Raw genomic sequence first — 26,053 nt, forward strand, 5'->3', positions numbered from 1 at the left:
CAATAGATGTCTTTTTTATTTTTTGAATATGAGGGTTATTCGCTTAAAGCGTCCCATCCACGAGCTTTTAAAGCAATTTTTGTATTAGCACGAGTTACTAAGTGAATCCCTTCGCTTTCTTGCGTCATATGACCAATAATTGAGAAGTTTGGATTTGCTTTTATTTTTTCGAAATCTTCCATAGCAATAGTAAAAAGTAATTCATAATCTTCTCCGCCATTTATTGCTACTGTGGTGCTATCGATATTAAACTCTTCACAAACACTAATGAATTGAGGATCTAGAGGTAATTTATCTTCGTATAAATTACAACCTACTTTAGATTGCTTGCATAAATGAATAATCTCAGAAGATAATCCATCAGAAATGTCAATCATAGAAGTTGGTTTAATTTCAAGAGCGTGTAATAAAGTACGAATGTCTTTACGAGCTTCAGGTTTTAATTGGCGCTCAATTAAATAAGTATAAGCATCTAAATCGGGTTGAGAATTAGGGTTTACCTGAAAAACTTGTTTCTCTCTTTCTAAAACTTGTAATCCCATATAGGCAGCTCCAATGTCGCCAGTAACAACCAATAAATCGGTTTGTTTGGCGCCATTTCTATACACAATTTCATTCTCATCGGCTTCACCAATAGCAGTAATGCTAATAATCAGCCCTTTTTGAGATGAGGTAGTATCACCACCAATTACATCTACATTATATTCTTTGGCAGCATGTGTAATACCTGCAAATAACTCTTCTAGGGCTTCTAAAGGAAAACGATTAGAAACTGCTACAGAAACAGTTATTTGTGTTGGCTTGGCATTCATAGCGCAAATGTCAGAGATGTTTACTACGACAGCTTTGTAGCCTAAATGCTTTAAAGGCATATAAGCCAAATCAAAATGCACGCCCTCGATTAATAAATCGGTAGAAACAACTACTTTTTTATCTTTAAAATCTAATACGGCTGCATCATCACCGATACTTTTTAAAGTAGATTCCTGAGTAACATCAAAGTTTCGTGTTAAGTGCTCAATTAGTCCAAATTCGCCTAATTGTGCTATGCTGGTACGTTGTGGGTTTTTATCTTCAATCATTTTTTCTAAGTTCCAAAGTTTATTGAGGGGCAAAGGTACAAAGGTTTTTTTTATAAATAAGTTTCTGACTCTAAAGACACCAGACAGCTTTTTTTGAGTAATAATTAAAATAATTAATAACTTTATTTTACTACTGACAAACTGTTGTCACCAGCTCAATTTACTTTTGAAGTAATAAAAAATCAAACTTTAAAATTATGAAAACACTAGTAGCACAAGTTATTACTCCAGAAGATTTATTAAAACATTGGCAAGGACATCGTGCGTTAACACGTCATGTTATAGAAGCGTTCCCGGAAAAAGATTTTTTTGAATTTTCTATCGGAGGGATGCGTACTTTTTCAAAAATAGCAGATGAGCTTTTGGCTATTGCGGCACCAGCTCTAAAAAGTATCGTAGAAAGAGAGAGTCAGCCTTTTAAAGAAGGAGAAGAAAAATTGATTTTTAAGGCACAATATCTTGAAAAATGGGATGAATCTACAGAAGAGATTAATCGATATTGGGAAAAATTAACGATAGAAGACTTTAATGAAACTTTCAATTTGTTTGGACAATATGAATTTCCGATTATTCAGAATATCTTGTATTTTATAGATAATGAAGTACATCATCGTGGACAAGGCTATGTTTATTTGAGAGCCTTGGGTATTGAACCTCCATTTTTCTGGGAAAGATAAAATGATTAAAACTCCTAAAATAAGATGAAACTTGTTTTAGGAGTTTTTTTCTAGAAGTCTGTTTTTGTTTTTATCTAACAATTCTAAAACCCGAAGTTTTAATCGCTCAGGTTCAATTATCGTAGCATAATCACCAAACATTAAAAACCAACGAGGGAAACCTTCTTCAATGTCGCGTGACATAAAAGTCATTTCAATTTGGTGCTCTACTTCTCTTTCAGAAATAAAACCATGGTATTTTTGCTCATATGATAAATATCGAGCTATTTTTTTTTCGACAAGAATACGCACTTTGGTAGTCGAGATAGTTTCATTCTTGTTCAAATAAGTCTCTAGAGAATCATGTTCTAATGTAAAGAGCTTATCTGTTTTTTTTATCGCATGTATGCGATCGGCTCGAAACTGTCTGTAATCGCTACGTAAATGACAATATCCTATAACGTACCAATTGTTATTATCATGAAAAACGCCAACCGACTCTATGTTTCTCTCAATAATTTCATATGAATTTAATGCTTTATAGGAAAGGATAATTTGTTTTTTCTTGGCAATACTTTCAAATAGAACTGCTAAAGTATTTGGAGATTTATCATTAAAAAGCTTTTCGGCAGATTGCATCAAAACGTTTGATTCAATTGTAGAAACCCAATCCTTATCGTCGCTATTGAGCACTGCTTTTAATTTATACATGGCCGAAGCATAATGGTTTCCCAATGCAGTGTCAGTGAATTTTTGCATCAATTTTTCGGCAGCGATAAAACTGCTTGCTTCTTCTTTAGTAAACATTACAGGAGGTAAGCGGTATCCTTCCATCAAAGCATAACCAACTCCGGCTTCACTGTAGATAGGAACTCCAGAAGCTTCAAGAGTGCGAATGTCGCGATAAATAGTTCGCAAACTGCAGTCAAAACGATTGGCCAATTCCTGCGCTTTTACAATTTTTTTAGATTGCAATTGGATAAGAATAGCCACAATTCGGTCAAATCGTTTGGGAGTTTCGTCGAGCATTTTTTTCTTTTAAGGAACTAAGGTTTTGAGATGCTAAGTTACTAAGGTTTTTGAAATTCGTAGCGACAGAAAACAAAAAACCCGACAACTTTCGTCATCGGGTTCAATCTATATTCTATTCTCTTTATTCTTTCTTTCTTCTAAAATAAAAAACTAGTCATTCAATTTAAGTACAGCCATAAATGCTTCTTGCGGAATTTCAACGTTTCCTACCTGACGCATACGTTTTTTACCTTTTTTCTGTTTTTCAAGAAGTTTACGCTTACGCGAAATATCTCCACCATAACATTTTGCAGTAACGTCTTTACGTAATGCTTTTATAGTTTCACGAGCAATAATTTTAGCTCCAATTGCAGCTTGAATCGGAATGTCAAATTGTTGTCTTGGGATTAATTCACGTAATTTTTCGGTCATTTTTTTACCGATGTTATAAGCATTGTCTTCGTGAATCAATGCAGAAAGTGCATCAACAGTTTGTGCATTTAAAAGAACATCCAATTTTACTAATTTAGAAGTTCTCATTCCTATCGGAGTGTAATCGAAAGAAGCATAACCTTTAGAAACCGTTTTTAAACGATCATAAAAATCGAATACAATTTCGGCTAATGGCATATCAAAATTTAATTCTACACGTTCTGTAGTTAAATAGGTTTGATTGGTAATTTGACCGCGTTTTTCGATACACAAACTCATTACGTTTCCAACAAAGTCAGCTTTTGTAATAATTGTTGCTTTAATATATGGTTCTTCAACTCTGTCTAGTTTTGAAGGCTCTGGTAAATCTGATGGATTGTTTACTACAAAAGCCGTTTCTGGTTCTTTTTTGGTATAAGCAAGATACGAAACGTTAGGTACTGTAGTAATTACAGTCATATCAAATTCGCGCTCTAAACGCTCCTGAATGATTTCCATGTGAAGCATTCCTAAGAATCCACAACGGAAACCAAATCCTAAAGCAGCAGAACTTTCAGGAGTAAAAACTAACGAAGCATCATTTAATTGTAATTTCTCCATAGAAGAACGCAAATCTTCATAATCTTCAGTATCTACAGGATAAATTCCAGCAAATACCATTGGTTTTACATCCTCAAAACCGGTAATCATATTAGTTGTAGGGACTTTAGCATCAGTTAGAGTATCTCCAACTTTAACCTCTTTGGCTTCTTTAATTCCAGAAATTAAGTAACCAACATCACCTGCAGAAATTACATTTTTAGGAACTTGATTTAATTTTAATGTTCCAATTTCATCCGCAAAATATTCATTTCCAGTGGCCATGAATTTAATTTTTTGCCCTTTTCTGATTTCTCCATTTTTCACACGGAAAATAACTTCAATTCCACGAAACGGATTGTAATGTGAATCGAAAATCAAAGCCTGTAATGGCTCATCAATATTTCCTGTTGGAGGTGGGATTTTTTCAATAATGGCAGCCAAAATATTTTCGACACCAAAACCTGTTTTTCCAGAAGCATGAATAATATCTTCTAATTTACATCCTAATAAATCAATAATATCATCACTAACTTCTTCTGGATTTGCACTTGGTAAATCAACTTTATTTAAAACTGGAATGATTTCTAAGTCATTTTCTAGTGCTAAGTATAAATTTGATATGGTTTGAGCCTGAATACTTTGTGCAGCATCAACAATTAATAGTGCTCCTTCGCAAGCAGCAATTGATCGAGAAACTTCGTATGAAAAGTCAACGTGTCCTGGAGTGTCAATTAAATTCAGGATGTATTCTTCTCCTTTATAAGTGTACTCCATTTGTATTGCGTGACTTTTTATGGTAATTCCACGTTCGCGCTCCAAGTCCATATTGTCTAGCAATTGGGCCTTTTCTTCACGAGCAGTTACGGTTTGTGTAGCGCCAAGCAAACGGTCAGCAAGTGTACTTTTACCGTGATCAATGTGTGCAATAATGCAAAAGTTACGTATCTTTTTCATTGTTTATTATGTCAATTCTCTATGCGAGTTTAAGTGTTTTTTTGTTGTAAATCTATGGTGTAGCAAAGCCGTAACACCTCTTCAATAATCTGCAAAGATAATGCAAAGTTTTGGATTCTAGAATCTAGATGTATTATTGTTGAGGCTTTAAGAAATAAAAGATGAATTCGGCTGTTTTTTACACTCTTATATGTTTATTCTAAAATCTAAATTTGCATAAAAGGCAGTCTTTGTTATGTAAGAAAAGATCTTTTATTTGGTTGTTTCAGATTCTTTCTCAGCACTGCTTTTCTTTAAGGTATCATACCAGTTTTCTATTGAAGGATAAATAAAACTAGCTACTTTTTGTATTGGATTATAAAAGATTGATTTATCTAAGGTTTCTTTTTTTGCAAAAGTATGGTTGAAGTTTATTTTTTCAAAAAGGGTAAAAACGACACTTAATATTAAAACAGTTTTTAGAATTCTAAAAAGACCACCACCAAGTTTATTAAGCCATCCTAATTGAGCAAAATCTGCAATTCCGGTTAAAAATTTAGCTAATAGATATACAACAATGACCACTAAAATAAATGTCAATATAAATGCTGTAATCTGAATCGTATTTGGATTCCATGAAACATGTTTCATGATGATTTCTTTCATTAAAGACGAGAATTTAATGGCTAAATAAATTCCCAATAGTAGAGATATAAAAGAGGCAACCTCTACAAAAAGACCATTTTTGATGCCTTGGTACAAACCGAAAATCAATAAAGCACCTAAAATCATATCGAAAAAACTCATATTCTTAATTTTTGTTTAATGAATGCGCAAATATAAAAGAATTATCTACTACGTATTGTCAAATTTCAAGTTCTTATCTTTGTAAACGGATTTATATTTTTTAAATCCTATAAAATGTTATCCTGAGCAGAGTCGAAGGGTACAAATCATAATCAACAATATAAATATGTCAAGAGACACACAACTTAAAGAACGCTGGGAACAGCTTGTAAATATACTTTCTGATCAATTTTCACAAGGAGAAAACTTAGATTTAGATTCCATAATTTATTTAATCGGGGTACAGGAGTTAGGAAAATTACATCGCGAATTTAAAAAAGATGAAAAATTAAACCTAATGCATATCGCTATATGTAGGTTATTAGAACCTTATGGGTTTTATGAATTTGAGTTTTTTGACGAAGAAGGTTGGCCGCATTACAAAGTAAAAGAAGAATTACCTCCATTAAAGGCAGGAGAACAATCTGTTTTGATGAAAGAAGCAATTGTGAATTATTTTTTAGAAAGAAAACTTATTGATTAGTTTTTTAGTATTCAGTCTCAGTCTACAGTCACAGTTTCGGTTTGTCTTTCAATAGGTACTGAAAACCCAGAATGAATATCGCGACTGTAAACTGCGACTAAAAATTAGTTTGATAAGATAGTTTCTTGAAATTGAAAGGAAACTTTGAATTTTAGACATTATACTTAGAACAAAATCCTTAAATTTGTAGTTTCAAAGTAAGATCGATGATAGATAAGATAAAAGAATATATTGGGGAAGCTCAAGCTTTTTCAACAGAAAACAAAGAAGAATTAGAAGCATTCCGAATTAAATTTCTTGGTAAGAAAGGTGTTTTAAACGATTTTTTTGCCGAATTTAAGACTGTACCAAATGATCAAAAAAAGGAATTTGGACAAGTTATAAACGCTTTAAAAACAGCTGCTGAAGATAAAGTAAAGGCTATTGTTGAAGCTTTAGAAAGCAAGGAAGAAGTTAAAGGTGTTTATGGAGATTTAACTCGTGCTGCAGAACCAATAATTATTGGCTCTCGTCATCCGATATCAATCGTGAAGAATCAGATTATAGATATTTTTGCTAATATTGGTTTTAACGTTTCCGAAGGTCCAGAAATCGAAGATGACTGGCATAATTTTACCGCATTAAATCTTCCGGAATACCATCCGGCACGTGATATGCAGGATACATTTTTTATACAAACAAATCCTGATGTATTGTTGCGTACACATACTTCATCAGTTCAGGTGCGTTATATGGAAAATCATAAACCGCCTATTCGTACTATTTCTCCAGGACGTGTTTTTCGTAATGAAGCAATTTCGTCACGTTCACACTGTATTTTCCATCAGGTAGAAGGATTGTATATTGATAAAGATGTTTCGTTTGCCGATTTAAAACAAACTTTGCTTTACTTTACGAAAGAAATGTTCGGAAAGTCAAAAATTCGTTTGCGTCCATCATATTTTCCATTTACAGAGCCTAGTGCTGAGATCGATATTTATTGGGGACTAAAAACGGAAACTGATTATCGTATCACTAAAGGAACGGGTTGGTTAGAAATTGGTGGTTGTGGAATGGTAGATCCAAACGTTTTGAAAAATTGTGATATAAATCCAGAAGAATACAATGGGTTTGCATTTGGAATGGGAGTAGAGCGTATTGCAATGTTGTTGTACCAAATTGGAGATATTCGTATGTTTTACGAAAATGATGTTCGATTCTTAGAGCAATTTAAATCGAATATATAATATAAGTTGAAAGTTATAAAGTCGAAAGTTTCAAAGTATGGGATTTTCGACTTTATGATTTTATAAGTTTAGACTAATATGAAAAAGGATATAATTATTCCAGAAGTAGAAAATGTATTTTTGGCAGTTGTTCAAGAATGGAGCGACGATTTTATGGAGAAAGTGTGGTACGCTTATCTTATAAATGATAGTGATTTTAATATTGATAGTGTAATGGTGGTTTCAAAAGCTTTTGGAACAATCGATGGCGAAATGAAAAAAACGTCACTTTTGCGTCATGCTTTTGTTGAAGTTCCTGCAGTTTCAGTTGTAAAAATCGAAATGGTAGAAAAAAGCCTATTGACTTTAAACAACGAATTTATGGTTACTTATTTTATCGGTAATACATTATATGATAAGAAGTTTATTTTCAAAGCACATTCTATTCATGAAGATTTTTCTGAAGAAGTGCCAATTCTATTCGTTGAAGGAATTATGGTGAAATAGTTTGTTGTTGCAATTTTTAAAAAATGTAGCATATAATTTCTATAAAAAGAGTAAATAGATGAATAAAGAAGAGTCCCAAATAATTTAATTATTTGGGACTCTTCTTTATTTTTAACAGATAGAAAACGAAATATTAGTCTAATAAATCCGTTAATTTTTTAAATACCACTTTGGCGTCTTTGCCTTCATATAAGATACTATATACAGCATCTATAATTGGTGTTTTTGCACCGTAACCTTGGTTTAGTTTGTAAGCGCTTTTGGTTGCATAATACCCTTCAGAAACCATGCTCATCTCCATCATAGCACTTTTTACAGTGTATCCTTTTCCAATCATATTTCCAAACATTCTGTTTCTTGAAAAAACAGAATATCCTGTAACTAATAAATCGCCTAAGTAAGCTGAGTCATTAATGTTACGTTTCATTTTATGCACTTTCTTGATGAATTTCTTCATTTCACGAATGGCATTACTCATGATAACCGATTGAAAATTGTCGCCATAACCTAAGCCATGTGCAATTCCAGCAGCTATCGCATAAATGTTTTTAAGCATTGCAGCATATTCGGTACCAATAATATCATCAGAAATTTTGGCTTTAATGTAGTTTCCAGATAGGTTTTTAGCAACAACGCCAGCTTTACTTGGATCGCCACATGCAATTGTTAAATATGATAATCTTTCAAGCGCAACTTCTTCGGCATGACATGGACCAGTAATAACACCAATATTGTAAAAAGGAATGTCGTATTTTATATGAAAATGCTCTCCAACAATCAAACTCGTTTCAGGAACAATCCCTTTAATAGCAGAGAAAACAATTTTATTCTCTAACGATACAGTTAGTTTCTCTAACTCAGCATGTAAAAAAGCCGATGGAATAGCAAAAATAATATAATCAGCATATTCAACGGCTTCATTTATATTATTGGTAAGCTTTAGTTTTTGAGTATCAAATTCTACCGAACTTAAGTAATTCGGGTTGTGTTTGTATTTATTAATGTGTTCGATAGCAGCGTCATTACGCATGTACCACGAAATTTCAGAAAGATTTACACATAGCATTTTTGCAATGGCGGTCGCCCAGCTTCCACCACCGATTACTGCAAATTTTAAATTTTCGCTCATTTAATTATTAATTTTCATCAAAAGTACTTAATAATGCAGTAATAACACAAAAAAGAGCCGAATTAATGTGCTATTTTGGTTTCAATAATAAAAAACGATTTTTTTTACATTGCATACAATAAGTTATTGATTCTTACGTTATAGTAGTTTATGAATTAGAATTTTAGTTAAATGAATTTACAAATTGAGTTAGTTAGTTTTGTTTTAGTATTGTGAAAAGGCGTCCTTAAAATAAGTTTAAGAACGCCTTTTCTATTTTATTTCTATCTTGAGAAGTTTAATAACTCATTTCTACAATCGATTTTACTTTATCCAAAGTAACCAATTGATTTTCTCCTAAACCTTTCCATCCTCTTTCTTCAAAGCGATTTACTATAAAATCGGCTGTTTTGTCATAGTCATTTGTATATTGAGATAGTTTGGTATCCATTCCCATAGTATGAAAAAAGGCCACTGTTTGGTTGATAGCTTCTTTAGCAACTTCATCATCTGAACCTGTTAGGTTAAAAATACGTCTTCCGTATTGTGCTAGTTTTCCTTTTTTAGTTTCAAACATTACATGGTATAAACTAGGACCAACAATTGCTAATGTTCTAGCATGGTCGATGCCATATAAAGCAGTTAATTCATGACCAATCATATGAGTTGCCCAATCACTAGGTACACCTTTTTGAATTAATCCATTTAGCGCCATAGTACAACTCCACATAAAGTTTGAAGCCAGAGTATAATCAGTAGGGTTTTCAACTACTTTTGGTCCAACCTCTATTAAAGTTTGTAAAATACCTTCGGCAATTCGGTCTTGTAAATAACCTTCATGAGGATACGTTAAGTATTGTTCCATAACGTGAGTATAAGCATCTACAACACCATTTTGTAATTGTCTTTTTGGTAAAGATGCAATTACAGTTGGATCACAAATAGAGAATTTTGGAAACAACGCACTTCCACCAAAAGCTAATTTTTCCTGAGTAGCTTCAATGGTAACTACAGCACCTGAATTCATTTCGCTTCCTGTTGCAGGCAACGTTAGAACGGTTCCGAATGGTACAGCATTTTCTTTAATCAACAAACGTTTATGAAGGATATCAATTGGATTCCCATCAAAATTAACGGCAGCCGAAATAAATTTAACTCCGTCAATTACAGAACCACCACCAACAGCTAAAATAAAATCAATTTTTTCAGCTTTGATAACCGCTACAGCTTTCATTAAAGTTTCGAAGTGTGGATTTGGTTCAATTCCGCCGAATTCAACAATATCAAAACCTTTAAGATTATTGATTACTTGTTCGTGAATTCCGTTTTTAAAGATGCTTCCACCTCCATAAGCCAATAATATTTTCGCTCCTTGAGGAACAAGGTCTTTTAGTTTATCAATTTGTCCTTTTCCGAAAACTAGATTTGTCGGATTGTATAATTCAAAGTTTAACATAGTTTTTTATTTTATAGTTACTAAGATACTAAGTTGTTGAGGTTCTATGTTTTTTTCATAGTAGAATAGAATCTCAGGAGCTTAGCATCTTTATTTAGAATTCAATTTTTGTAATAACTTTTTAGCAACCAATTTTGATGATGCAGGATTTTGTCCTGTAATTATTAATCCATCTTCAACGGCGTATGGTTCCCAGTTTCCTCCTTTTAAGAAATTTGCTCCATTATGTTTTAAAGCATCTTCTAATAAAAAGGGAACGACTTTAGTTAAGCCAACGGCCTCTTCTTCTTCATTTGTAAAACCAGTTACTTTTTTTCCTTTTACTAAAAATTCACCATTTACTTTCACATTTTTTAACACAGCAGGAGCGTGACAAACAAAAGCTACAGGTTTTTTGTGAGTATAAAAAGACTCAATTAAAGCAATTGAATTTTTATCTTCTACTAAATCCCACAATGGTCCATGACCTCCAGGATAAAAAACAGCATCGTAATTTGCTTGATTGATAGTCGAAAGTTTGTGTGTGTGTGCTAATTTTTCTTGTAATACTTTGTCAGTATCAAATCGTTTTGTGTCTTCTGTTGCAGATGCTGGATCTGCACTTTTTGGATCTATTGGTGGTTGCCCTCCAAGTGGTGAAGCAATTGTAATTTCAATACCCTGATCTAATAACTCATAATAAGGTGCAGCAAATTCTTCTGACCAAAAACCTGTTTTTTCTCCTGTATTGCCCAGTTTGTCATTACTGGTTACAACAAATAATACTTTTTTCATAGCTTTTTTATTTACTTTTTGGGCAGTAACTTTTGTACTGTTTATAGTTAATGCGATAATAACAAATAGAGCAATTTTCTTCATAAGATGTTTTATTTGATACAAAATTAGAGTAATTAAGGTATTAGTAAAAATAAAATAAATTATGTTTGTGATAAATATATTTATATCATGGTTAATTTAGAATGGTACAGAACGTTTAAATCGGTATATAAAAATGGTAATTTTTCTTTGGCCGCCAAAGAGCTTTTTATCAGTCAACCAGCAGTTAGCCAGCAAATATCAATGTTGGAAGCACACGTCGGTTATAAGCTCTTTAATAGAAAATCAAAAGGAGTAGAACCAACGGACTATGCTAAGTTACTTAATAATCTAATTATAGATGCCCTAGATCGTCTCGAAAATGTAGAGAATGGATTTCGTGCAAAGGCTTCCGATGCCAATCGATTAATTTCAGTAGGGATTTCTAAAAATTTATTTGCTAGTTTAGGAAGTGTTCTGATTTCTAAATTCGATTTTATAGATTTTAGTTTTCATGATAATGATACACTTTTTGAGTTAGTTGATACTAAGAAGCTTGATTTTGCCATTATCACCAAGCAGTTTGATACGTTTGATACGATATACGAAATTGTTGGAAAAATTAAATTAATAATGGTTTCATCCCCGCAACTTGAGACAAATGAATTCAAGTTAAAATTAAAATCTAAAAAATTATCTGAAATAGAGCAGTGGCTTAATGAGCAAAAATGGTATAGTCATGATGCTCGAATTCCGCATATTAAATTATTTTGGTTAAGTGTTTTTAATAAAAAAAGACCATCTATGGTGGCCAATTATATTATTCCTAATGAAAGTGAAATGCTAAGGGTGCTTTCTAAAAATAGTGGAATTGGAATAACATGGGATTGTAATGCAAAAGAATTAATTCAAGAAAATAAGATAAAACTACTATGGAATAGTAAAGAAATGCCTAGTATAGATGTTTTCTTATTGTCTGGAAAAAACAGTAACCTGAGTCCTATTTTTGAAACTATTGCTACAGAATTAAAGGAGGTTTTAAAATGATAATCACTTATGTTTATATTTGATAGAGGTTAAATCTTAATCAGTACAAATAGTATTTATATTTGTGTAAATTTTACGCATTAAAGTTATGATAGAAAATCAAAATATTAGAGTTGCTGTCGATGCGATTGTTTTTGGATACCAAAACAATCAATTATATGTGCTTTTAATTCAGCAAAAATTTGGATCTACAGAATCGTATTGGGCTTTGCCAGGCGGATTAGTGAAAAATGATGAATCATTGCAGCAAGCAGTAAAACGGGAGCTAAAAGAGGAAACTAATATTACGGTGAATCACTTTGAACAATTATTTACTTTCGGTGATGATGTTTTCAGAGATCCGAGAAACAGAGTTATTTCTGTAGCATATTTTGCATTAGTAGATCCTTCAAAGCTAAAAGTTAAGGCTGATTCTGACGCAGATAATGCACAATGGTTTAAAGTGGATGCTATTCCAGTTTTGGCCTTTGATCATAATTTGATTCTAAAAAAGGCAATTGAACGTTTAAAAGCAAAACTTACTTATGAACCAATCGGGTTTGATTTATTGCCAGTAGAGTTTATGTTTTCAGAATTAGAGAATCTATATTGTACGATTTTAGAGAAAGAAATAGATAGAAGAAATTTTAGAAAAAAGATTTTAAGTTACGGGATTATTCAGGAAACAGATAATTTTTCTCCTAATAAAACAGGAAGGCCAGCAAAATTATTTAAGTTTAATCAGAAGAAATATAATGACTTATTGAAAGAAGGATTCCACTTTGAAATAAAGTTTGCGTAATTTTTACACAAAATAATTGTTGAATAAAATATTAAATGTATATTTGCGTATAATTAACGCAAACTAAAAAACTATGATACTTAATTTAGACCCAAATTTCAGACCATTTCCAGGACAAAAAGAAATAGATTTTAAAAGTTTCATTTTTTCAGGAGGAGAACCACACATCAAGATTAATCCTGATTTTGATGTCAATCAAAAAATAACAATTACACATAGATTAAATTCATTCAACGATTTTGGATTATTATGTTTAGCTGTTGACGCATTAAGAAGGATGGACGTAAAAGTTATTGATTTGTTTATTCCTTATTTTCCAGCAGCAAGACAAGATCGTGTCATGATAAAAGGAGAACCATTATCAGTAAAAGTTTATGCAGATATCATAAATGCAATGCAGTTGAACAAAGTATCTGTTTTTGATGCACATTCTGAAGTTACCCCAGCTTTGGTAAACAATTGTGATGTAATTCCGAATCATATTTTTATCCAAAAAGTGATAAAAACAATAGGAAGCAATGTAAAATTAATTTCTCCAGACGGTGGAGCGTTGAAAAAAATCTATAAAGTTTCTGAGTTTCTTGGCGGAGTAGAGGTTGTAGAATGTAGTAAAAGCCGTGATGTAAAAACAGGAAGATTATCTGGTTTTAAAGTATATGAAGATGATTTGCAGGGAATGGACTGTCTTATTGTAGATGATATTTGTGATGGAGGGGGAACCTTTGTAGGATTAGCAGAAGAGTTAAAAAAGAAAAACGCAGGGAAATTATATCTAGCTGTAAGCCACGGAATTTTCAATAAAGGTTTTGAGGTTTTAGATTGTTTCGATAAAATATTTACAACCAATTCTTTCAAAGATTTTGAGGGAGAAAGTGTTGAAGTTGTAAAATTAAGTGAATTGATATGAAGTATAGTATAGAAAAACTCATAGTAGAAAATCAAGATAATAAATATCTCTTTTTTTGGGGACATCAGCCAAATAAAGATGGAAGTATTTCTAAAACTTGTTTCAGTCAGTGGTGGTTAAGCTCATTTGAAGTTGATAATGTGACTTATAAAACGGCAGAACACTGGATGATGGCAAAGAAAGCAGAATTGTTTAACGATAAAGAAGTTTTAGAAAAAATAATTAAAGCCAATTCTCCCGCAGAAGCTAAAAAGCTAGGCAGAGAAGTTAAAAATTATGATGATGCTGTTTGGTTAGATAATAGATATGAGATTGTTCGACAAGGGAATTTTTACAAATTCAGTCAGAATAAGAACCTAAAAGAATTTCTGATCAATACAAAGGATAGAGTTTTAGTAGAAGCAAGTCCAGTTGACCCAATCTGGGGTATAGGAATGGCAAGTGACCATAAAGATGTTTTGAATCCTAAGAAATGGAGAGGGCCAAACCTTTTAGGATTTGCTTTGATGGAAGTTAGGGATGAATTAAAGTAATAGATTATGAAAATAGAACTTCTTAAAGCAGATATTACAGAAATTCATGTTGATGCAATTGTAAATGCTGCTAATACTTCTTTATTAGGAGGAGGAGGAGTTGATGGAGCTATTCATAGAAAAGGAGGGAAAGCTATTTTAGACGAATGTGTCCAAATCCGAAACAAACAAGGAGGCTGTAAAGTTGGAGAAGCAGTAATTACAACGGCAGGTAATTTACCAGCAAAATATGTAATTCATACCGTTGGTCCGGTTTGGAATGGAGATGAGGAAGAAAAGTCCAAATTGTTATCTGAGTGCTATAAAAATAGTTTAGAATTAGCGGTTCAGAATAATATTAAGACAATTGCTTTTCCAGGAATTAGCACAGGAATTTATCATTTTCCAAAGGATAAAGCTGCTGAAATTGCAATAAAAACTGTGAGCGATTTCGATGAAATTTCAGAAATAGATAAAGTAATCTTTGTCTGTTTTGATGAAGAGAGTTATGAAATTTATAATCGTTTATTAGATAATAAATAAACTAAAATAGAATCAGATTATCAAAGACTAAATCTGATAAAATTAAAATAAAATGCACACAATGAAGATATTGTGTGCGAAATAAAATGAAAATAGAATTAAAAAAATACGATGAGCAAATTACAGCATGGCCAAAATCAGGCTATCACATTATGGCTCAATATGACGATGAAGAAATAATAGTTTATCAATCGTACCGAAAAGAAATAGGAGATTTTGCAGTGAAAAATCAGTTTTTTGGAGGAGAATTTAGTCTTACCCGAATGACTTGGATAAAACCTAATTTTTTGTGGATGATGTATAGAAATGGATGGGGAACAAAAGAAGGACAAGAAGTGGTGCTGGCAATTCATCTCAAGATTTCAGCATTCAACGAATATTTGCAAAACGCAGTTTATTCGTCTTATGATACGTCACTAGGAATAAGTCATGAAGAATGGCAAACACAAGTAAAAAGTTCATCAATAAGACTGCAATGGGATCCGGATCATGATCCTTACGGAAATAAGTTAGAGAGAAGAGCCATACAGATTGGCTTAAGAGATGACTTTATAAAATCTTTTGCGAAAGAAGATATAGTGCTAATCGAGGATATTTCAGATTTTGTAAAAGAGCAATATTCTTTTGTTCAGAATAAACAATTAGAATATCTGATGGTTCCAGCAGAAAGACCTTTCCTTTTTAAGGATGAAGAATTGAATAAAAAATTAAAAATCTCATAGAAATTATGAATGAAAAAATAGCAAAAAGCATTAGCAAATTCCTGAGTTTAGTACTCAGACATTCGCCAGAAACCATAAATTTAAAACTAGATGAAAATGGTTGGGCAGATGTAGAAGAATTGATTGCAAAATGTTCGAAAAACGGAAACACATTAAATTCAGAACTTCTGGATTATGTAGTAGAAAATAATGATAAAAAAAGATTTGCTTTTAATGAAGACAAAACTAAAATAAGAGCAAGTCAAGGGCATTCAATTTCGGTTGAGTTAAACCTGAATGAAGCTGAACCTTCGGAGTTTTTGTATCACGGAACAGTTGGGAAGTTTATGGAAAGCATCAAAAGAGAAGGACTTCAGAAAATGAGCCGTCAACACGTACATCTTAGCCAGGATAGAGAAACAGCTATTAAGGTGGGAGGAAGAAGAGGAACTCCGCAGATCTTAAGCGTTAGGAGTGGAGCCATGCATAGAGAGGGATTTAAATTTTATTTGTCTGAAAACAATGTTTGGTTAACGGATGAAGTGCCTGCAAAATATATAGAATTTTAATCATGAAAAGGACTTTGGTAATTGGAGATATTCATGGCGGATTAAGAGCTTTAATTCAGCTTTTGGAGCGAACCAATATCCATGCAAATGATAGATTGATTTTCTTAGGAGATTATGTTGATGGTTGGAGTGAATCTGCAGCAGTAATTGATTTTCTTATCGAATTGAATAAAACACATAGCTGTATATTTATTAAAGGGAATCATGATATTTGGTGTCAGGAGTGGTTACAATCAGGAAAGCCAAATAATATTTGGTTGCAACACGGAGGAACGGCGACTATAAAAAGCTATGAAGATTTTACTTCTGAGAAAATAGTGGAGCATTTGTTCTTTTTTGAAAGCATGAAAGATTATTATATCGATGAGCAAAATCGCTTATTTATTCATGCAGGATTTTCCTCAATGCATGGTCCAGAAAAAGAACATTATTCGAGTAATTATTCTTGGGATAGAACATTGTGGGAAATGGCTTTGACAATGGATAAACGAATAAAAAAAGATTCGCTTTTATATCCCAAAAGATTATCGCTTTACGAAGAAATATACATAGGTCATACACCGACCTTACATTATAATATCGAAGTTCCTATGCAGGGTTGTAATGTTTGGAATATAGATACAGGAGCTGCTTTTCATGGAAAATTATCCTGTATGGATGCTGAAACAAAAACATTTTGGCAAAGCGATATAGTCCAGGAATTATATCCGAACGAAAAAGGAAGAAATTAAACGTATAAATTAAAATAATAAACCATGAACCCATTATTACTAACAGATGGTTATAAAGTAGACCACAGAAGACAATACCCAATAGGAACAACATTAGTATATTCTAATTGGACGCCAAGAAAATCAAGAATAGAAGGAGTCGATGAGGTTGTGTTTTTCGGATTGCAATATTTTATCAAAAAGTATATTATTCAGGATTTTGATTTGTACTTTTTTAAACAGCCAAAAGAAGAGGTTGTGAAAAAATATGCAAGAAGAATCAATAACTATTTAGGTGAGAACTTAGTTGGAACGAAACATATTGAAGATTTACATGATTTAGGATATATCCCTATGGTTTTCAAAGCATTGCCGGAAGGAACAAGCGTCCCTGTTCGTGTACCTATGTTTACAATGTATAATACGCTTCCAGAATTTTTCTGGTTAACAAATTATTTCGAAACATTGCTTTCAGCAGTGGTTTGGTTGCCATGTAACTCTGCAACAATTGCTAAACAGTATAGAATTGTACTTGATAAATATGCACAAGAAACGTCATCAGCTCCAGAGTTTGTAGATTGGCAAGGACATGATTTCTCTATGAGAGGAATGGGAGGGATAGAAGCGGCTGTAACATCTTCGGCAGGACATTTATTGAGTTTTGCAGGTTCTGATACTATTCCTGCAATTGATTTTCTAGAGGAGTATTACAATGCTAATTCAGATGTTGAGCTTGTTGCTGGATCAGTAGCTGCAACCGAGCATTCAGTAATGTGTATGGGGACAACTGAAGGGGAATACGATACATTTAAGAGATTGATTTGCGAAGTGTATCCTAAAGGAATAGTTTCGATAGTTGCAGATACTTGGGATTTGTGGAAGGTATTAACGGATTATTTGCCTCGATTAAAAGACGAAATTATCTCAAGAGAAGGAAAAGTAGTAATCAGACCTGATAGTGGAGATCCTGTTGATATTATTTGCGGTAATCCAAATGGGAAAACAGAAGAAGAAAAGAAAGGTGTTATTGAGTTAATTTGGGACGTTTTTGGAGGAACTACAAATAGCAAAGGATATAAAGAATTAGTGCCTCAAATTGGAGCAATATATGGGGATAGTATTACTGTAGCCAGAGCAACTCAAATTTGTGAAAGATTAAAATCTAAAGGTTTTGCTTCTACAAATGTGGTTCTTGGAATAGGTTCGTTTACATATCAATACAATACCAGAGATACATTTGGATTTGCAATGAAAGCAACTTATGGAGAAGTAAATGGTGAAGGAAGGGCTATTTTTAAAGATCCAATTACAGATGATGGTACTAAGAAGTCTGCCAAAGGATTAATGAAAATTGACTTAGTAGATGGCGTATATCATTTAACCGATAATGTTTCTTGGGAAGAAGAACGTAAAGGAGAGTTAAAAGAAGTCTTTAGGGATGGTAAATTATTAATCGACCATTCATTATCAGAAATCAGAAATAACGTAAAAAAAGAAGAGCCTGTTATAAGCTAATCAATAAAGAAAAAGCCTAAATGTTAATTCATTTAGGCTTTTTTATTTTTATACAAATTACTTTTTGTAGAAATTATTGTGGTCAATATATTCCCAGACTTTTTCTGGTAATAGTGGTTGAATATTTTTTCCTTCTTTAATATTGTTACGAATAAAAGTAGAAGATATTTCTACAATAGGCGCATCTATTAAATGAATTTTAGGATGGTTTTTTAATTCTAAATTCTCTACTTCAGATGAAATTCGAGGATAAACATAAATGTCATAATCTTGAAGGATTATTTCATAGTTTTTCCATTTGTGAAGAGTCTTCAAGTTGTCTTCGCCCATAATCAATGAAAATTCATGATTAGGATATCTTTCTTGTAAATGAACTAATGTATTTACAGTATAATTAGGCTGAGAGAGTTTAAACTCAATATCCGAAGGTTTTAATTTTTCAAAACTATCTGTAGCCAGATGAACCATTTGCAAGCGATGATAGTCATCGAGTAAAGTATTCTTCTTTTTAAGAGGGTTATGAGGTGTAACTACCATCCAAACCTGGTCTAAATCGGCATGTTCTGCCATGTGATTGGCAATGATTAGATGCCCAACATGTATGGGATTGAAAGTTCCGAAATAAAGACCAATTTTCATAAAAAAGGTAATTTTGTTTGATCGAATAAATAGTGAGTAACTACATCATTATTTAACAGGATGAGGTAGTGTGTACTTTTTTATTTTCAAATTGTTCTAAAAATATTAGCTGTAAAGCTTAAAAACGACTCTTTTTACTAATGAAGTTGTCTATTGAGAATTTACCACTTCCAGTTACAAAAAGGAGTAAATAAAATAATAGATATAAAATAGCCATTTCTTTAACATCGATTGGGTCGGCTCCATGAATAACAAATACTGCAACTGCCATTGTTATTATTAAAGGGATTGAAGCTAATCTTGTGCCTAATCCTATTGCGATAAGAAATGAACATACAAATTCTGCAAAAACAGCAAGTCCTAAAGAAAGCGTGTTTCCTACTCCAAGAGGATCAGGGAATTGAATTTCACCTCCTGCTAAAAGTGTATTTAACTTTGGTAAACCATGAAAAATCATCAATGTAGCAATTGATAATCGGATTATAAGAATGATAAAATCTACGTTGTTTTCGTTTCTTTTTACTTGAAATAATCTATTCATAATAATACTGTTTTTATTTTAAAATAATTTTGGTTTTATATTGCTTTTTATAGCGTAGGAATGTTATTCTTTATTAATGAATTCTTTTACCAGTTGATACGCTTCTTCTTTGGCGGTATCCAAATCGTAGTTTTTGATGATTTTGTCAAATTGTGGTGCAGTTGCTAATTCTACAGATGCTTTAGCAATGCGCATATTGATTTTATCTTCACTTTCGGTCGAGCGTTTTTTCAAACGAATTTTTAGTTCATCGATACTTGGTGGTTTCACAAAAACTGCAAGAGTTTCTTTAGGAAATTTATGTTTAATACGCAATCCTCCAGAAACGTCAATATCAAAAATCACATTTTTGCCTAAAGCCCAAATACGTTCGATTTCGCTTTTTAAAGTCCCGTAAAAATTATCACGATATACTTCTTCCCATTCCAGGAAATCTTCGGCCTTAATGTGTTTTTTAAACTCTTCTAAGGAAATAAAATAATAATCCGTTCCATGAACTTCTTCTCCACGAGGTTCGCGGGAAGCTGCCGAGATAGAAAATTCTAGGTTTAAATCTTTTTTACTTAATAAATGCCTAACGATGGTTGTTTTTCCTGAACCGGAAGGCGCTGAGAATACGATTAATTTCCCTTTTTTCATTACTTATGCTTTTGGCTTGAAGCACTATGCTTTAAGCTTGTATTTGTTATATCTTTTTGGTTTCTTGTTTTACAAAACATTTAAAACCTGCTCTTTTATTTTTTCTAATTCATCTTTCATCATCACAACCAATTTTTGCATTTGGGCATGATTAGATTTAGATCCCATTGTATTGATTTCACGTCCCATCTCTTGGGTTATAAAACCTAATTTTCTACCATTGGCTTCAGTGCCATCAATAGTTTCTAGGAAATAATCAAGGTGATTGGTTAAACGTACTTTTTCTTCAGTTATATCTAATTTTTCTAGATAGTAGATAAGTTCTTGTTCAAAACGATTTTCATCAACGTTTACCTGAAGTTCAGAGATTGCAGTTTGCAGACGGTCTTTAATAGCTTGAACGCGTTCGGGGTCTAATGCCAAAGCATCTGTCATATATTGACGGATATTACCTATGCGTAATTGAAATTCTTTTTCAAGAGATTCTCCTTCGTCTTTTCTGAAGGTTAAGATATTTTGTAATGCTTCTTCAATTACAATTTGAATTTGCTCCCAATCATTTTCATCAATTTCCTCACGTTCCGTTTTTAATGTGTCTGGCATACGAATAGCCATTTTCATTAATTCGGTTTCGTCAGCTTCAGGATAAACCTCTTTTAACTGGTTGATATAAATTCTCACGATAGGAACATTTACTTTCGTAGATGTTTGTTCAGAAGTACTTTCGATAAAAATAGAAAAATCAACTTTACCTCTTTCTAGTTTCAATGCAATCTGATTGCGTAAACCCAACTCCATTTCTCTGTAAAGGGAAGGCATTCTAACATTGAGGTCTAGGCCTTTACTGTTTAACGATTTTACTTCTACAGTAATTTTTTTTGTTGGTAATTGCAAAGAAGCTTTACCGAACCCTGTCATGGATTGTATCATATAATTGGATATAAAGGGGCAAAGATAATGAAATATTTGCTGTAATGCAGTTGAAGCTTATTTCGCTAAAGCTTTCATTACCTGTAAGATATTTTGTTGTGAGTTACCAATGTATATTTTTTCATCAATAATAAAGACAGGACGGCTCAAGAAAGTGTAATGTTCTAGTATGTATTTTTTAAAATCTGCTTCTGTCAATGATTTGTTTTTTAAATCCATTGATTTATACAATTGTGCTTTTTTGCTGAAAAGCGCTTCGTAACTGCCAGAAAGACGGTGCATTTCTTCAAGTTCAGTTTCAGTAATTGGATTTTGCTTGATGTCATGAAATACCAGATCTATATCTTTAGGTAGTCCTTTTATTATTTTGCGACAAGTATCACAAGAAGCGAGGTAGTATATTTTATTCATAGCGTCGAAATTTAGAGTACAAAGAAAACCCTTTTAAATATTTAAAATGGCTATTTTTATAAAAAAACAAAATCATGGATCAAACATTTGAAATTATTCGAACAAGTAGAAAATTGACTTCGCAATTTTTAGATAATTATTCATTAGAACAACTAAATAAAATTCCAGAAGGATTTAGTAATAATCTAATTTGGAATATTGCACATGTTGTTGTTACACAGCAAATTTTAGTTTACAAGCTGTCTGGATTACCTATGATAGTTTCGGATGGGTTTGTAGAAAAATATAGAAAAGGAACCAAGCCTGAAGGTGATATATCACAAGAAGAACTGGAGGAAATTAAATCATTACTTTTTGAAACTATAATTAAAACAGAAGCAGATTATAATGCCAAAGTATTTAATACGTATAATGAGTTCACGACAAGCCTTGGTTTTACTTTTAAAAATGCGGAAGATGCGATAATCTATAATAACTATCATGAAGCGCTCCATTTTGGAGTCATGATGAGTATTCGAAAATTTATTTAATTTTTTCGATTGTCTCAATAGTTACTTTCATTGCACCAGCACCTTTGTTTTTGGTGATGTCCATAAAAGCACGTTTGGATAAATCTATCTCGCGTGTTTTTACAAATGGGCCTCTGTCTGTAATTTCTACAATTACAAATTTTCCATTGGCTTCGTTTGTTACTTTTACTTTGGTGCCGAAAGGAAGTTTTTTGTGAGCGGCAGTATATTTATTGTTGCTGAAACGACTTCCATTTGCGGTTTTTCGACCATTAAAACGATCAGCATAATAAGAAGCGTGGGCAGATTTTTTGTATAATTTTAATTTGGAATTTTTGTCTATAGTTATAGAGTCATTTTCTTTATTAGTAGGGGAGGCAACTGTTTTGTTTTTTGGGTTTTTTAGGGTATCCTGTATTATCTTAGGCTCAGCTGGTTTGGTTTGACTTGTAATATATGAAAAACCGCAACTTAAAAAAGTAATGATAAGGATAGAGATAAAGATTGATGTTTTATTACTCATAAATTTATTTTTAAGGTGATAACTTACACAAATAATATGCCGAAATTAAAAAAAAGCCCTGTAATTAGGGCTTTTTCTGTATTTTTAGAACCATAAGTTCCATGGCAATCTACTTAAAATCAGTACTAATCCTAATCCGTAAAAGATTGAAAATGTTTTAAATTTTGATTCACTCGTGATTAAATTTTTATGTTTTGACCAACCAATAGTTATCAAAATGATTGCAATGATATTGATTAATGGGTGCTCTAGTGAAGTAAGTCTAAGTTCTGCATTTGACATTTGTCCGAAAGCGGCTTTACCAAGCGGAGAAATAAAATAAAGAATCAAGCCAATTAATAATTGTGTATGAGTTGCAATTAAAGTAAAAAGACCAATCTTACGATCTGTAGGTGTGAACTCTTTTTTTGAAGAAAAACCGATGATGGCATTTACAACTGCAACTAATAGAAGGATTAAGACAATATATGCCCATCCAGAGTGGAATTTTTGTATGAAATCGTACATAGAACTAAAGTTTTTTAAACAAATATAAACAAAAATGTGGCATAAAAAAAACGGCATTAAGCTAAAAGCTAATGCCGTTTTTAATAATTATTTTGATTCTAAATATTAGAAATTATAACTTAATGTAAAGTTCCAAGTTCTTCCAAAACCAAAGAATACTTGATTGTTTGTTGCTACACCATTATATGTTCTTCCAGCTGAAGCATAAGTAGCCCCATCTTTTCCATTAATGAAATCGCTTGCGAAATAATTAGTTCTAGATTCAGCAATGTAAACTTTGTCTAAAACGTTGTTTACGTTTAATCTAAAGTTCATTGATTTGTCTTTGTCTTTACCTAAAAGCATTTTATAAGAGAAACCAGCATCCAATATTCCGTATGAAGGTAATTCTAAAGCTCCTTTGTTGTTTGGAGAAGTAAAATCTACTGGGCTTAATCCTGCGTACAATTTGTCATTAAAATTGTAGTTTGCATCTAATGTTACTCTTGTTAGTACTTCGTAAGATGCACCTAAAGAAGCTGTTATTTGTGCGGCATCACCAACTTTTACTTTGTCAATGTAAACTGTAGTCCCTGTGAACTCTGGAATTGGAGTATTGTCTGCTTGTAAATAAGCATTTACGGTTGCATTTCCTTTGTATTCCCAAATTCCGTAAGAGAACATTGCATTAACTTTTAATTTTTCAGTCAAATTTGAACTTCCTTCAAATTCAATTCCTGAGTGAACTTCATTAAGACCTACGTATTCTGTATAAGTAGTATTTGAAGGGTATTGAACACTAGTTGGAAGAGCTTTACCTTTTAAGTATCTATCATTCCAAGTTGTGTTATAAACGTTAACAGTAGCATTGAAGAAACGAGAACGGAATCCGTATCCAGCTTCAAAACCAATGATTTTTTCGTTAGTAAGGTTAGGGTTTACTGTTGATTTGTTATTTGGGTAAACAGCGTTAAAAAACGGTTGTTTTGAGTAGTAACCTGCATTTACATATACATTGTTTTTCTCGTTAATGTTGTAATTTGCTCCTCCTTTTACGTTACCACCTACTATATTTTTGTAGTCTGTTGAAGCTAATTCAGGATTTACAGCTGGATCGTATAAGAAGTTATCTTCTCTTTTGTATCCTTGTTGAGAGATTGCTCCTTGAACAAATGCAGTTAAGTTATCTTTAGAATACTCAAGTTGAGTAAAAGCCCCGTACCATCTTACATTTCCAGTACTATTGAATGAAATTTTCTCATAGTCTACTTTTTTGAAAACATTCCATTCAACGTCTGTAGAGTAAGTATTTGTGAGTACTCTACCACCTGGTTGTAAGCTTTTGATTGATGTATCGTAAAATTCATCTCCACCTAATAAATCATTTAGTACAGTAAAGTGGTATCCTTTGTAAGTTCTAGCATCAACTCCAAAATCTAAAGTTAATGTATTGCTTAATTTTTTGTTTAAATTAATTACAGCTCCAAACCAGTCATGCGAGTTGATAGAAGAAGTTTGAGAAATTCCAGAAGTTCCTGTTAAAGCAGCAGCAGGAGTGTCGGCACTAGATCCTGAAGAGAAAGTGTTTCTGTAAGCTCCGTTAACATCTTTTCTTCTTTGTAATCCAGTAAAACCATTTATGAAAACTGGTTGACCAGAGTTGTAAGCTACAATTTTATCGTAATCTACTAATCCGTTAGCTGTTCTGAATGCTGTTGCATCACTGTAAGCTTTTCCTCTAATACCACCTGAAGCACCTGCTCCAGCACCACGACCCATTGAAGCATAAAGTACACTCGAAAGTTTAGTAGTTTCGTTTATTTTATAATCCCAGTTGATAGAAGCAATTGGTTTGTGGTAGTAGTTTTTTCTAATATTGTACGTCTCTCCATCTAAATATCCTGCATCTGCATTATATCTTGTATTTGGGTTGTCAATAGAACCGTATTTTTGGTAAGTTTCAATTGAAATGTTTGAAGATCTCTGGTTGTGCCATTGTGGAGCACCAGTTACGGTAAATTGAAAATCGTGTTTGTTATTTTTTGTAGCATATCCTAAAGCTACATAATAGTTAGTACCTTCAAATTCTGTACCTGTTATATATCCGTCTCCACGAGTTTGTGATAATAAAACAGAAGCAGAAAGACCATTATCTAATTTTCCAGTATTGTAAGATCCTTGTAGTTTTAAGTAATTTGCATTACCAAATCCTGAAGAAAAAGATCCGCCTTCTTTCATGTCAGAAGATTTAGTTACAATGTTTATTGTTCCTCCTACAGAAGATACAGCAAGTTTAGATGAACCTAAACCTCTTTGTACTTGCATTGCTGAAGTTACATCTGAAAGTCCAGCCCAGTTACTCCAGTAAACAGTTCCACCTTCCATGTCGTTAATTGGCATACCATTTACCATTACAGCAATATTCTTTTGGTCAAATCCACGAATGGTAATTCTTGAATCTCCATATCCACCACTACCTTTTGTAGCGTATACTGAAGGTGTATTTCTCAAGATCTCAGGAAATTCTTGAGTTCCTAATTTTGCTTGAATTTCTGAAGCTTTTATAGTAGAAACAGCAACAGGAGTTTTTCTATCCTTAGCAATATCAACTATAGTACTTTTTACAACAATCTCATCTAATTGGTTAGAGTTTGAAGTTAAAATGATTGTTCCTAAATTAACAGTCCCTCCTTTAGAAAGAGAAAATTTAACTGTTTTAGAATCGTAACCTAGGTAAGAAATAACTACTTCTCCAGATGCTACTGAAGTTGTAATAGTAAATTTACCATCAAAATCGCTAGAACCAGCATCAGTTGACCCTTTAACAACAGCGTTAGCTCCTGGTAAAGAATTTGAACCATCAGTAATAATACCAGTGATTTTTCCTTGAGAAAATACGGTTGAAACTATCATGAACAATAGTCCTGTGAGTAACCAATTTTTCATTGTCTTCATTGTGTTATTTAGTTAATTGTTTTTGGCAAAATTATAAC

The 26,053-nt window shown here is 32.5% G+C and carries 29 protein-coding genes; 14 read left to right on the forward strand and 15 right to left on the reverse strand.

Annotated features, from left to right (window positions below; translation table 11 throughout):
* Positions 1-35: 35 nt before the first annotated feature.
* A complete protein-coding gene (gene thiL, locus LPB87_RS11345; RefSeq protein WP_230727961.1) occupies positions 36-1,082 on the reverse strand; it encodes a thiamine-phosphate kinase in 1,047 nt (348 codons plus the stop codon).
* Between the two features lie 197 nt (positions 1,083-1,279).
* Here thiL and LPB87_RS11350 point away from each other — a divergent pair, with 197 nt between their 5' ends.
* A complete protein-coding gene (locus tag LPB87_RS11350; protein ID WP_230727962.1) occupies positions 1,280-1,759 on the forward strand; it encodes a DinB family protein in 480 nt (159 codons plus the stop codon).
* A gap of 36 nt (positions 1,760-1,795) precedes the next feature.
* Here LPB87_RS11350 and LPB87_RS11355 read toward each other — a convergent pair whose 3' ends face one another.
* From LPB87_RS11355 to LPB87_RS11365, 3 genes are all read right to left on the reverse strand, one after another.
* Positions 1,796-2,767, reverse strand: coding sequence for a YafY family protein (locus LPB87_RS11355; protein ID WP_230727963.1), 972 nt, complete (start codon positions 2,765-2,767; stop codon positions 1,796-1,798).
* 153 nt (positions 2,768-2,920) lie between these two features.
* Positions 2,921-4,717 carry a translation elongation factor 4 gene (gene lepA, locus LPB87_RS11360; RefSeq protein WP_129540513.1) on the reverse strand — a complete coding sequence of 599 codons (1,797 nt, stop codon included), beginning with the start codon at positions 4,715-4,717 and terminating at the stop codon, positions 2,921-2,923.
* Between the two features lie 252 nt (positions 4,718-4,969).
* A complete protein-coding gene (locus LPB87_RS11365) occupies positions 4,970-5,503 on the reverse strand; it encodes a CvpA family protein (RefSeq protein ID WP_129540514.1) in 534 nt (177 codons plus the stop codon).
* A gap of 166 nt (positions 5,504-5,669) precedes the next feature.
* On the opposite strand from LPB87_RS11365, the gene LPB87_RS11370 reads away from it, so the two are divergent.
* From LPB87_RS11370 to LPB87_RS11380, 3 genes are all read left to right on the forward strand, one after another.
* Entirely contained in the window at positions 5,670-6,026 is a 357-nt protein-coding gene (locus LPB87_RS11370; protein WP_129540515.1) for a hypothetical protein, read from the forward strand.
* Between the two features lie 206 nt (positions 6,027-6,232).
* The gene (pheS, locus tag LPB87_RS11375) at positions 6,233-7,252 is read left to right on the forward strand and encodes a phenylalanine--tRNA ligase subunit alpha (RefSeq protein WP_230727964.1); all 1,020 of its coding nucleotides are present in this window, start codon (positions 6,233-6,235) and stop codon (positions 7,250-7,252) included.
* Between the two features lie 78 nt (positions 7,253-7,330).
* On the forward strand, positions 7,331-7,738 hold the full coding sequence (locus tag LPB87_RS11380; RefSeq protein ID WP_129540516.1) for a hypothetical protein: 408 nt from the start codon (positions 7,331-7,333) through the stop codon (positions 7,736-7,738).
* 133 nt (positions 7,739-7,871) lie between these two features.
* On the opposite strand, the gene LPB87_RS11385 is transcribed toward LPB87_RS11380, so the two are convergent.
* From LPB87_RS11385 to LPB87_RS11395, 3 genes are all read right to left on the reverse strand, one after another.
* Positions 7,872-8,867 (reverse strand): NAD(P)H-dependent glycerol-3-phosphate dehydrogenase, encoded by a 996-nt coding sequence (locus LPB87_RS11385; protein WP_129540517.1) that lies wholly within the window; start codon positions 8,865-8,867, stop codon positions 7,872-7,874.
* Positions 8,868-9,144: 277 nt separating this feature from the next.
* On the reverse strand, positions 9,145-10,302 hold the full coding sequence (locus LPB87_RS11390) for an iron-containing alcohol dehydrogenase (protein ID WP_230727965.1): 1,158 nt from the start codon (positions 10,300-10,302) through the stop codon (positions 9,145-9,147).
* 90 nt (positions 10,303-10,392) lie between these two features.
* The gene (locus LPB87_RS11395) at positions 10,393-11,160 is read right to left on the reverse strand and encodes a type 1 glutamine amidotransferase domain-containing protein (protein WP_230727966.1); all 768 of its coding nucleotides are present in this window, start codon (positions 11,158-11,160) and stop codon (positions 10,393-10,395) included.
* A gap of 87 nt (positions 11,161-11,247) precedes the next feature.
* Here LPB87_RS11395 and LPB87_RS11400 point away from each other — a divergent pair, with 87 nt between their 5' ends.
* The 9 genes from LPB87_RS11400 to LPB87_RS11440 all read left to right on the forward strand — a co-directional run bounded on the left by LPB87_RS11400 (position 11,248) and on the right by LPB87_RS11440 (position 18,382).
* Entirely contained in the window at positions 11,248-12,144 is an 897-nt protein-coding gene (locus tag LPB87_RS11400) for a LysR family transcriptional regulator (RefSeq protein WP_230727967.1), read from the forward strand.
* An 88-nt stretch (positions 12,145-12,232) separates the two neighbouring features.
* Entirely contained in the window at positions 12,233-12,925 is a 693-nt protein-coding gene (locus LPB87_RS11405) for an NUDIX domain-containing protein (RefSeq protein ID WP_230727968.1), read from the forward strand.
* A 73-nt stretch (positions 12,926-12,998) separates the two neighbouring features.
* A complete protein-coding gene (gene prs, locus LPB87_RS11410; RefSeq protein ID WP_230727969.1) occupies positions 12,999-13,832 on the forward strand; it encodes a ribose-phosphate diphosphokinase in 834 nt (277 codons plus the stop codon).
* Entirely contained in the window at positions 13,829-14,365 is a 537-nt protein-coding gene (locus LPB87_RS11415; RefSeq protein ID WP_230727970.1) for an NADAR family protein, read from the forward strand. Before prs ends, LPB87_RS11415 begins: the two co-directional genes overlap by 4 nt.
* 6 nt (positions 14,366-14,371) lie before the next feature.
* Entirely contained in the window at positions 14,372-14,887 is a 516-nt protein-coding gene (locus tag LPB87_RS11420) for an O-acetyl-ADP-ribose deacetylase (RefSeq protein WP_230727971.1), read from the forward strand.
* Between the two features lie 86 nt (positions 14,888-14,973).
* Positions 14,974-15,609 carry a DUF4291 domain-containing protein gene (locus LPB87_RS11425; RefSeq protein ID WP_230727972.1) on the forward strand — a complete coding sequence of 212 codons (636 nt, stop codon included), beginning with the start codon at positions 14,974-14,976 and terminating at the stop codon, positions 15,607-15,609.
* Positions 15,610-15,614: 5 nt separating this feature from the next.
* Complete coding sequence (locus LPB87_RS11430; protein ID WP_230727973.1) at positions 15,615-16,157, forward strand: RNA 2'-phosphotransferase; 543 nt, start codon at positions 15,615-15,617, stop codon at positions 16,155-16,157.
* Between the two features lie 2 nt (positions 16,158-16,159).
* A complete protein-coding gene (locus LPB87_RS11435) occupies positions 16,160-16,888 on the forward strand; it encodes a metallophosphoesterase family protein (RefSeq protein WP_230727974.1) in 729 nt (242 codons plus the stop codon).
* 24 nt (positions 16,889-16,912) lie between these two features.
* Entirely contained in the window at positions 16,913-18,382 is a 1,470-nt protein-coding gene (locus LPB87_RS11440; protein ID WP_230727975.1) for a nicotinate phosphoribosyltransferase, read from the forward strand.
* Positions 18,383-18,439: 57 nt separating this feature from the next.
* Here LPB87_RS11440 and nadD read toward each other — a convergent pair whose 3' ends face one another.
* The 5 genes from nadD to LPB87_RS11465 form a co-directional block, all read right to left on the reverse strand.
* On the reverse strand, positions 18,440-19,021 hold the full coding sequence (gene nadD, locus LPB87_RS11445; RefSeq protein WP_230727976.1) for a nicotinate (nicotinamide) nucleotide adenylyltransferase: 582 nt from the start codon (positions 19,019-19,021) through the stop codon (positions 18,440-18,442).
* A 118-nt stretch (positions 19,022-19,139) separates the two neighbouring features.
* Entirely contained in the window at positions 19,140-19,562 is a 423-nt protein-coding gene (locus tag LPB87_RS11450; protein WP_230727977.1) for a DoxX family protein, read from the reverse strand.
* Between the two features lie 63 nt (positions 19,563-19,625).
* Positions 19,626-20,201 carry a guanylate kinase gene (gmk, locus tag LPB87_RS11455; RefSeq protein WP_230727978.1) on the reverse strand — a complete coding sequence of 192 codons (576 nt, stop codon included), beginning with the start codon at positions 20,199-20,201 and terminating at the stop codon, positions 19,626-19,628.
* A gap of 69 nt (positions 20,202-20,270) precedes the next feature.
* Positions 20,271-21,131, reverse strand: a complete 861-nt coding sequence (locus tag LPB87_RS11460) for a YicC/YloC family endoribonuclease (protein ID WP_230727979.1) — start codon at positions 21,129-21,131, stop codon at positions 20,271-20,273.
* A gap of 57 nt (positions 21,132-21,188) precedes the next feature.
* Positions 21,189-21,542: an ArsC/Spx/MgsR family protein gene (locus LPB87_RS11465; RefSeq protein WP_230727981.1), complete on the reverse strand. Its 354-nt coding sequence runs from the start codon at positions 21,540-21,542 to the stop codon at positions 21,189-21,191.
* A gap of 74 nt (positions 21,543-21,616) precedes the next feature.
* Here LPB87_RS11465 and LPB87_RS11470 point away from each other — a divergent pair, with 74 nt between their 5' ends.
* Positions 21,617-22,072 carry a DinB family protein gene (locus tag LPB87_RS11470; RefSeq protein WP_230727982.1) on the forward strand — a complete coding sequence of 152 codons (456 nt, stop codon included), beginning with the start codon at positions 21,617-21,619 and terminating at the stop codon, positions 22,070-22,072.
* Here the strand turns inward: LPB87_RS11470 and LPB87_RS11475 are convergent.
* The 3 genes from LPB87_RS11475 to LPB87_RS11485 form a co-directional block, all read right to left on the reverse strand.
* On the reverse strand, positions 22,065-22,574 hold the full coding sequence (locus LPB87_RS11475) for a septal ring lytic transglycosylase RlpA family protein (protein WP_230727983.1): 510 nt from the start codon (positions 22,572-22,574) through the stop codon (positions 22,065-22,067). The genes LPB87_RS11470 and LPB87_RS11475 overlap by 8 nt on opposite strands.
* Positions 22,575-22,658: 84 nt before the next feature.
* Positions 22,659-23,081 carry a hypothetical protein gene (locus tag LPB87_RS11480; protein WP_230727984.1) on the reverse strand — a complete coding sequence of 141 codons (423 nt, stop codon included), beginning with the start codon at positions 23,079-23,081 and terminating at the stop codon, positions 22,659-22,661.
* 105 nt (positions 23,082-23,186) lie between these two features.
* Positions 23,187-26,015 (reverse strand): TonB-dependent receptor, encoded by a 2,829-nt coding sequence (locus tag LPB87_RS11485; RefSeq protein ID WP_230727985.1) that lies wholly within the window; start codon positions 26,013-26,015, stop codon positions 23,187-23,189.
* Between the last annotated feature and the right edge of the window lie 38 nt (positions 26,016-26,053).

The sequence above is a fragment of the Flavobacterium sp. EDS genome (assembly GCF_020991525.1).
Lineage (GTDB): Bacteria > Bacteroidota > Bacteroidia > Flavobacteriales > Flavobacteriaceae > Flavobacterium.